Origin of the sequence: Roseibium denhamense (assembly GCF_009711415.1) — a bacterium.
GTDB classification, from domain to species: Bacteria; Pseudomonadota; Alphaproteobacteria; order Rhizobiales; family Stappiaceae; genus Roseibium; species Roseibium denhamense.
Genome location: NZ_SMLZ01000032.1, coordinates 1 through 566, shown reverse-complemented (window position 1 = coordinate 566; position 566 = coordinate 1). Strand labels below are relative to the sequence as shown.

Sequence of the window (566 nt, the reverse complement as noted above, 5' to 3'; positions counted from 1 at the left end):
ATCTCATCCGGGTTCATCACCAGCTTGCGCAGGACGTGCTCGCCAACCGAAACCGCTCGTTTACCCGAGCGCGACTCAGGAGGCTTGCATGTGCGCGGCACGGCAGACTGATCTCTTTCCGACAATTGATCCTTCCACTTCGGAAGTACCACCCGAAAAGAAGCCCAATGCTTCGTGTCCAATCTCTCCGGCGTCTGCGCGGCTGAAGACAAAAGCCATGCGGTCCGGCGCGGCCCAGAGACGCAGCCCGAAGAAGGCTAACGTTCCTTCTCCCTGGATGACCGTTTACGAAGTGGCAGTCTTTTTTGCCGTCAGCGTGCCAACCATTTGGCGGTGGAACAGAAACAATCCGGAGTTCCCAAAGGGCTATGTACTCTCTCCCGGAACGACCCGGTGGCATCGGGCTGAGATTGAACAGTACTGCCTGAAGCTGCGGGGTGTGACTTCATGAGTGCGCCCGTTATCGAAAAGCCGGCAAAGCGGCAGACCCTCAAGAGCGCGCGGCTGGCGCGCGCCCACTGGCTCTATTCAATCGAAGACGTTATTGCACTCTATCTGGTTTCCAG

At 57.8% G+C, this 566-nt stretch carries 1 protein-coding gene; it reads right to left on the bottom strand.

From position 1 onward, the window contains the following. Window positions 1-182 (bottom strand): hypothetical protein (locus E1180_RS22105; protein WP_208996743.1); only part of this gene is annotated, 182 nt, incomplete at its 3' end. Window positions 183-566: the final 384 nt, after the last annotated feature.